The organism is Nitrospinota bacterium (assembly GCA_016235255.1).
Lineage (GTDB): Bacteria > Nitrospinota_A > UBA7883 > UBA7883 > JACRLM01 > JACRLM01.
This window is the reverse complement of the sequence record JACRLM010000109.1, coordinates 1-7,794: the sequence shown is the minus strand read 5'-3', so window position 1 is coordinate 7,794 and position 7,794 is coordinate 1. Positions and strand designations below refer to the sequence as shown.

At 56.4% G+C, this 7,794-nt stretch carries 8 protein-coding genes and 1 pseudogene; 2 read left to right on the top strand and 7 right to left on the bottom strand.

The features are described from left to right. The first annotated feature begins 144 nt into the window (after nucleotides 1-144). Together HZB29_14115 and HZB29_14110 are read left to right on the top strand one after the other, a co-directional pair. Nucleotides 145-348, top strand: a complete 204-nt coding sequence (locus HZB29_14115) for a type II toxin-antitoxin system HicB family antitoxin (protein ID MBI5816733.1) — start codon at nucleotides 145-147, stop codon at nucleotides 346-348. After that, a pseudogene (locus HZB29_14110) lies at nucleotides 345-551 on the top strand (type II toxin-antitoxin system HicA family toxin). Before HZB29_14115 ends, HZB29_14110 begins: the two are co-directional and overlap by 4 nt. 3 nt (nucleotides 552-554) lie before the next feature. Here the strand turns inward: HZB29_14110 and HZB29_14105 are convergent. From HZB29_14105 to HZB29_14075, 7 genes are read right to left on the bottom strand one after another with little or no spacing between them, the layout of a single operon-like run. Beyond that, entirely contained in the window at nucleotides 555-1,043 is a 489-nt protein-coding gene (locus tag HZB29_14105; GenBank protein MBI5816732.1) for a MogA/MoaB family molybdenum cofactor biosynthesis protein, read from the bottom strand. Between the two features lie 29 nt (nucleotides 1,044-1,072). Continuing rightward, nucleotides 1,073-2,293 carry a DUF4388 domain-containing protein gene (locus HZB29_14100; protein MBI5816731.1) on the bottom strand — a complete coding sequence of 407 codons (1,221 nt, stop codon included), beginning with the start codon at nucleotides 2,291-2,293 and terminating at the stop codon, nucleotides 1,073-1,075. A gap of 1 nt (nucleotide 2,294) precedes the next feature. Next, a complete protein-coding gene (locus HZB29_14095) occupies nucleotides 2,295-4,196 on the bottom strand; it encodes a hypothetical protein (protein MBI5816730.1) in 1,902 nt (633 codons plus the stop codon). Between the two features lie 50 nt (nucleotides 4,197-4,246). After that, the gene (locus tag HZB29_14090; protein MBI5816729.1) at nucleotides 4,247-4,750 is read right to left on the bottom strand and encodes a roadblock/LC7 domain-containing protein; all 504 of its coding nucleotides are present in this window, start codon (nucleotides 4,748-4,750) and stop codon (nucleotides 4,247-4,249) included. Between the two features lie 25 nt (nucleotides 4,751-4,775). Further along, on the bottom strand, nucleotides 4,776-6,038 hold the full coding sequence (locus tag HZB29_14085; protein MBI5816728.1) for a SurA N-terminal domain-containing protein: 1,263 nt from the start codon (nucleotides 6,036-6,038) through the stop codon (nucleotides 4,776-4,778). A gap of 33 nt (nucleotides 6,039-6,071) precedes the next feature. Continuing rightward, complete coding sequence (locus HZB29_14080; GenBank protein ID MBI5816727.1) at nucleotides 6,072-6,434, bottom strand: roadblock/LC7 domain-containing protein; 363 nt, start codon at nucleotides 6,432-6,434, stop codon at nucleotides 6,072-6,074. After that, nucleotides 6,435-7,499, bottom strand: a complete 1,065-nt coding sequence (locus HZB29_14075) for a tetratricopeptide repeat protein (protein MBI5816726.1) — start codon at nucleotides 7,497-7,499, stop codon at nucleotides 6,435-6,437. Between the last annotated feature and the right edge of the window lie 295 nt (nucleotides 7,500-7,794).

Genomic DNA, 7,794 nt, shown 5'->3' with positions numbered 1-7,794 from the left:
GCCCAGGTTGAGGAAAGTGAGCGGTTATAAACACCTGCCAGAACTGCGTGAGATCATGAAACGGGCTCTGGCGGGGAAGATAATGGTGAAAGCGGCGTGACGGTCATGCCGGGAGTTTCAACTAAAAAAGGGATTGACTCGACGATGAAGCTGAAAATAATTATTCATAAGGCCGAGGAGGGTGGATTTTGGGCGGAAGTCCCGGCAATCCCCGGATGCGCCACACAAGGCGAAACAATGGAAGAATTGTTGGAGAACATTCATGAAGCGGTGGAAGGATGTTTATCCGTTGATGTGCAACCCGCGGAACTTTCAGAGGGAGACAAAATTCTGGAAATAGCCTTATGAAGCCTGTTTCCGGAAAGCGGCTGGCGCAAATCGTCGGTACGCACGGATGAATTTTGTTAAGAATTCATGGAAGTCATCATATCTTCGGCAAACCAGGAATTATCACCAGGCTTTCAATCCCAGTTCACGGCAACAGATCTCTTAAAGCAGGTTTGCAGAGGAACCTGATGAAACACGCGGGATTAACAGAGCAGGATATTTAAACATCACCCCACCCCGCAATCCGCCTGGTCCCCCTGCGCCTTGTCTATCCCGTGGATTACCGCGCCGAATACCGCCGAAAGGTTTTCCACCGAAGCCTTGGGGCTGCCGGGAAGGTTGATTATCATGGAGCCTTTGCGGATCCCGGCGTGGCCGCGCGACAATGGCGCCCGGTCGGTGATTTTTAAGGACGCGGCGCGCATCGCCTCCGGTATGCCGGGGATGACTTTTTCCAATATTGGCAAGGTGGCCTCCGGGGTCACGTCCCTTGGCGAAAGCCCCGTGCCGCCGGCGGACAATATCAGGTCGTATTTTCCCGAATCGGCCCATTGGGACAACGTGGCGCCTATCTGGTCCGCCTCGTCCGGAACGACAGCGCAATGCGCCAACGTTTGCCCATGGATTTCCAGAAATCCCAGCAAGGCCGCCTCGCATTTATCGGCCCGTTCGCCACGGCTGGCGCGGTCGGACACCACAAGAAGCGCAATGGACAGTTTTCGTTGGGATCCCATCGCAGGAAGGGTCACATCCTGGCGCGGGCGGACGGCGCAGGCTGGCCGGGGGGATATATGTTGTCCGTGGCCAGGAAAGCGTCCGGCCCGTTGGAATAAAGGGTGAAGCCCTCCTTGCCGGCGGTGTATTGATATGGCGATCCCCACGGATCCACAATCCCCCCCTTGTCCACAAGCCCTGCGTCTTCTATCGCCTGGAGGGTGGGAGGCGGCGAGCCGTTGACGGCGTTATAGACTTTCAGGGCGTGCTCTATCTCCCGCAGGTCGTTGTGAGCCTGCATCGCCTTGACCTTGATCACCCCCTGCTTTTGGGTCTCCGCTATCTGAGACCACGATATCACCTGCCACGCTATGCCCCCTGCGATAAGCAGCGCCAAAACGGCTATGGCGCCGATCCGCAAGGTGTTGCCGCTGTAGTCCGCCGCCATGGCCTTGGTCTTTTTGACCGCCGTTGGCTTTATGATCCCCATCTGCAGCAGGTTTTTCGCCGCCTCCAGGCTGGTGAAATGCCCCTGCCTGGCCGAGTCCATGGCGTTTTGTATGGTCGTCCCCTTTCCGATGACGGAAAGGATGTTTATCTCCGAGTCCCTAAGGTTGACTCCCCGGGCCGCCAGCAGTTCGTATTCAAGCGATCCTTTGAAGTCCCCTCCCGTTTCAGACGTCTTCACCTGCGCCGAGTCGTCCTCCTCCCCTTCGCCGAGGATGTTCTTCGTTATGAACGTGCCCATCGGCGGGATGGAAGCGACCACCCGGGGCCACTCGTCGGCGATGCGGCACCCTTCCATGAGCAGCGCGTCCACGTCCATGGGGGTCATTATCTTGTCGTTGTACTTGATGCTTTTCATGGGGGAAAACTCGTAGTTGCCGGTCTTCCACCGCAGGCCGTAATAGACGTTGTCTATCACCTGGCGCTTGAGAAGCTCTATTACCAGCTGGGGCTGGATTTTTTTCGCCAGCAGCTCGAAATACGGCTTTAGCTTGTCCTCATGCTCCCTTTTCACCTCGTCCCAGTCCGCCTGGGCGATAAGCTTGTTTCCAAGGAGCGCCGACTCGATCCTGGCCCCGTCCTTGGCAGGGGGACCCTCCGCGAATATGATCGCCCCGTTGTCAAAGGTTATGCGCACAAGGTCGTCCTTGTCGCTCACCGTAAGCCGGCCAGTCTTCCCCTCCAGCTTTATCATCTGGAGGATGTTGAGGATGTTAAAATCGTCCAGGTTGCCTTGCAGGGCCATGTCAGTAGAAATCCTTCTTTAACGCTGTGTTCATCAGCGCCCAGTAAAGCGCCGCCAGGACAAGGTACAACGCGTGGTACTGCAGCGCCGAGGCCGGCTGGGCGGACATGAAGTCCGCTGCGAGGTTGACCGCGCCATAGACCACGAGCGTGCAAGTGATGAAAGTGAACAGCAGGCCCGAAACGCTGTCGTGGGCGTACAGGCGCCCGACGCCGGGGGCCATCCTGTCCAGGATTCCCGCCAGACGGCTTGCCCCTTCCTTGTATTCCCTTATTTCCTTCTTCTTCTTGTCCTTCTTGGCCGACGACACGCCAGCCTTGGATATCTGAGCCGCCACGCACTGGTTGCAGTGCGGCGCTTCCCCGGCAAGCCGTATCGCCGGGTGGAACACGGCCCCGCAAGAGCCGCAGACGTAGTTGGATATTTTTTTCATCCACAGTATCTGCGAGAAGGCCAGCAACAGGATAAGGCCCAGGGCGATACCCTTGTATGTCTTCATGGAGGTGGAGCCCATCCAGGCGTTCCATGTGAAGGTGGACACTTCTCCGGTCTTCATCTCGATGGACCGGCTGTAGGCCTCCAGGTCATGCGCAGTGATCGGGAAGTCCACAATCCTCTTGTCGTGGTCCTGCTCCTTGGTCATGGCCACATATTTGCGTGTCAGCTCCGGATCTATGGCCAGCGCCTTGTTGTATTCGGCCTCCGAGTCCTTGGTCAGAAGCATTTCGTTCATGGTGACCGACAGGTTGAAGTACGCCTCCACCGACTGCGGCTGCGCCTCCATCGCCTTGCGGTACATCGCCGCCGCGTTGTCATACTCCCGCGCGATGTAATATGCGTTCCCCTTGTTCACTAGCGTCCTCACGTCCTCCGGATCGGCCGCCAGCACGGCGTCGAAGGCTTTCACCGAGGCCTCCTTGTTCTTGCTCAACTTGTTCAAAAGCCCCAGGGCGAACGCCACCACCTTGTCGTCCGGATTGGCGGCAAGCTCCCGCTCCAGGGACATTTTCGTCTCGTAATCCCACGTGTTCCCGGACAAAAGGTAAAGCGCCCGGTAGGTGTCCGCCCCGGCCAGGGTCGCCCCCTTGGCGATATAATCGGTGGCGTAAGGGGCGGAGAAGGCCAGCAACGCGAACACCGACACGACAAACTTTTCCCCGAGCCGCAGCGTGGGCCATATGAATAACGGCAGGGCGATGATGAAAAGCTGCCATCCGCCGGCGGCCAGCGGAATTAATATAAGCATGAATCCCGCCGCGTATTTCCATTTCCCCTCATTGAGCGCCGGAAAGCTTTCCACCATGTTGGCTATCACGGCCTTGAAGTTGAGCGCGAACAAGGCGGCGAAAACGATCGCAAATGTCAGCAGCGCGCCCCTTGAGAACAGAAGGGCGGCCGCTGAAATGAAACGGTCACGGTGGAACCTGTCCCTGGCCATCGCCTTGATCCCGGAAGCCAGCGCCACGCCCACTCCCTTGATGTCGGTCTTGTTCTTTTCGAATATTGCACGTGCCAGAAAAAAATGGGCCGCCGGATCGTCCGGGGCGAAAAACGTGGCGTGCTTGGCGGCCAGGTACGCCCCCTGCAGGTTGTTGCCCGCGAGCGACGCCTTGCCCACGGCCATGCACATGTCCGACAATATGAAAAGGTTCCGGGTCCCAAGCTTGTTGATTACTTCGAGCATCCTGTTGGACTCGGAAAAAGATCCCGCCTCGTCCCCCGCGTCTATGGCCTTTCGCCACGTTTCAAAACCTTTTTTAAGGTCGGGGCTCGATTCAAGGTCGCCGGACTTGAGGTTTTCCAGAGGTATCAGCGGGATGTCCCCCCTGGCCTGCGGATAGGACACGGACGCCGAAAGGCAGACGATCAAAGCCGGAGCCAGAATGGATTTGAACAGGTTCATTTTTGCGAAGAGCCCTTTGAATGCGCTGTTTTAAGCGGACGCCGGGAATATCAGTCCTTGAACATATCGTTGAGCCTGTCTCTCACCGAATCAGAATACCCAAGTTCCAGATTCTGGTCCTTCGGAGGCACTCTCTTGGATGCGATCTCGAAAATCTTTTCAAGCTTTACGATAAGCTCCTTGGCGTAAAGGTTGACCATGCCCACGGTAGTCTTCTCGTCGAACACCGTGGCTGTTATGGCCCTGTCCCCCACCAGGGAAAGATGGATATGGTCCTTTTTCCCCTGGTGGAACATAACCGAGAACTCCGTCTCCCCCAGGATGCGGGCCATTTCCTTTGTCGCGGCGAAGGCGCCCGCCACCAGCGCCGAAAGGGTGGCCGAATTGAACGTTTGGGTGACCCCTTTCTGCGTGATCAAGTGCCCTTCTTTGTCTATAAGGAAGATACACCTGGCGTTGGACAGTTTCAGGAATTCCTCCAGAAGCTTGTCTATCTGGTCTAAATCGTCCTTATAATAGACAAGCCTTCGTTCCCTGAGTTGCTCGTCTTTCATGCCGCCGGCCCCGCCTTTCCCGTTATCAGATGTTTTCGTTGAATATCTGTATCGCCGCCTGACCGCGGAGTTTCCCGAAAAACTCCTCCAAAAGAGCGCGCTTGCGAACTCCCTTCATGGCCGCGATCACTTCCCCTTTGACGCTGTCGAGCCCTTTGCCGCCAAACCTGGCCGCGTTCTCGTCGTAAAAAGTCTTCACTTCGGCCTCGGTGATCTTGAGTCTTTCTCCGATATTAGGGATCACCTGCTGGATAATTTTACTTATTATCACATTTTTCGTCGCTTCGTTGCGCAGATTATCAAGCGAAAGCTTCCGCCTGGCAAGGTACGCGTCCAGCTCCTCCCGGGAACGGAACCGCTTTACGAAGTCGTTGACCTGCGCCTCCACTTCCTCTTTGGCCGGCTGGATGCTCCTCTTCTTGGCGTCCTGGAGCAGAAGCACGTAGTTTATAAGCGACTCTAAAAGCTTGCGTTTCTCCTCCGGAGAAAACTTCCGGAAATCGTCCACATCGTCGGACTTGGCGCCAAGCCTGTACTGCACCTGGCCGTATTGGGTGAAATACTGGCGCGATATCTGGTCGGCGTTTATCTTGGCGATATACACCTCTTTTTTCTCAGGCGCCGGGGCCTCCTCGGCCTTCGGGGCGGCCGCGGCGGCGGCTGGCTGGGCGGCGGACGGCTTTTTGGGCGCGGCGGCGGCTCCAGGCTCTTTGGTGTTGAGCCGGTCGAGAATCAGGGCCGCGGCAAGCTTGAGCGTCCCAAGCACCCCCTCGCCGGTGGCGGCGCAGGCGGTGGTGGTGGCCGCCTTCATCCAGTTGACCTTCTGTTCGAGCTCATCCACGGGCATCGCCGTGGGAAGGTCCCGCTTGTTCCACTGGATCACTATGGGCATCTCGTCTATCTTCAGCCCGTATTCCTCCAGGTTCGTCTGCAGGTCCTTCAGCGACTCTATGTTCTCCGGCAGCTTGCTCGCCTGCGAATCCGCCACGAATATCACCCCGTCGGCCCCCTGCAGCACAAGCTTCCTTGTGGACGAGTAATAGACTTGGCCGGGGACGGTGTAAAGCTGGAATTTCGTCGTCATCCCCCTCACCTGCCCGAGGTCGAGCGGCAGGAAGTCGAAGAACAGCGTCCGGTCCCCCTCGGTGGCGATGGATGTCATCTCCCCCTTGCTGTGCTCGGGCACCTTCTGGTGGATCACTTCAAGGTTTGTGGTCTTCCCGCTCATGCCGGGGCCGTAATAGACCAGCTTGCAGGATACCTCCCTCTTGCCGTAGTTTATCTGCACGGCGCCGAATACTCCTTCAAACCGGTAATACCGTTATACATCTATACGCCCCGTTTTCTTTATCTCGTTGGCCGCCTGGAAAAAAGCCACGTTCACCTTCCCCTGGTCGGTGTCCACGTCCGTTATGGTTATAAGCGCGGATTTGCCCAAGTCCATAAGGAATATTTTAGCCTGGTTGGACTGCATCACGTACCGCGTGAATTCCTTCTGCCCAAGCCCGGCCAGAGAATTTGTTATGGTCACGTATATTTGAGACATGAACGCCGCCAGCGTCTCCGCGTCGAACTTCGGGTCCAGGTTGGTCTCTATCACCATCCCGTCCTTGGTTATCATGATGGCGCCCTTCACGCCTTCGGAACCGCACAGGACCTTGAGGATGGACTTGAGCGAACTCATTTAGGCCACCTCCGAAAGGTAACGCTGGATACGGGTCTCCACAACGGTCATGTTCGCGTCCTCCCCCACAACCACGGCAAGCGTGGCGTAAAAAACGTTGGCCACGATGATAGTGCCGATCGGGGTGACCAGGGTCCCTCTCTGGAAACTTCCAAGCCCGCTGCGGCGCACTCCGTTCATGGAGGCCTTCAGAATATTGAACACCAGCGACGGGAAGACGTTCTCGTTGAGCTTGGCCTTGTTTAGCACCTTGAAAGGCTGGCCGTTCTTGTCCAGAAGGAAAATGCCCAAAAGCCCGTCGAGCCTGGAAAAAAGGGTGAGCTTGGCGCTGAGGTTTTCGTGCGCCATTTCGTCGTCGGACTCCTCCTGGGCGCCGATCACCACCTTGTCGTCGAGCACCCATTGAACGGACTCCGGTTTCGTGTCCCCCATCTTGGCGTCCGCATCGCCAACCTGTTTTCCGCCGACCACCACAACGCCGCCGTCTTCTTCGCCCCCTTCAGCGCTCAAGGCGGCCTGTTCGGCTTTCCTGGCCTCTTCCTCCGCCTTCTTTTCATTTTCGGCCTTCTTCGCCTCCTCGGCGGCCTGTTCGGCCTTTTTGCGGGATTCGTCCGCCTCCCGCTCGACGGCAAGCCGGGCCTCTTCGGCGGCCTTTTCCTTTTCGGTGATCATGGCCATCAAGACGCCTGCTTTCTCGTCGTCCGGAGAGGTCTTCAATATCTCCGTGAGAAGTTCCTTGGCGCGGCCCACCTTCTTGGCCTTAAGGTATATCTGGCTGGCGAGAAGTTTTGCAAGGTAATTGTGCGGATCGAGCTTTAAGGCTGTCTCCAGGCTGACAAGGGCCGTCTTGACCAGTTCGCCCTTCCCCTCGGCGTTGAACCTGGCGATAAGTATTTCAGCCTTTGCGATATGGGTCGAGGCGCTTTCCGGCAGCTTTTTTATCCCGCTTTCGCACACTTCCATCGCAAGGGCCGTTTCACCCAGCCCGTGCAGACCTTTGGCTATTTTGACGTATGCAATGGCTTTGGCCGAGGAGGACTCGCCGGAATTGTTTTTTTCCGCCATTTTTTACACAGTTAAATCCGATTTGGATTGTTTCCACCGCCCCTTATCCGCCCGGAATCCGTTTTGAAATGATATTTCAAAACGATAAGCTATTTTATTGATGACTTTAACTTTTGTCAAAGTTTTTAAATTTATCGTATAAGTTATGTAAATTTTCACTAGTGTCCCAACGCTAACGACATGACTGATTGTAACAGGTTGAGAGAACGAAGGTTTATCATGATTTGCTCTGGTCTCGATTTCAGTTCGGCGCGTAGTATGACGGGTATCTCCAACACGATTGTGAGGCTCGCCG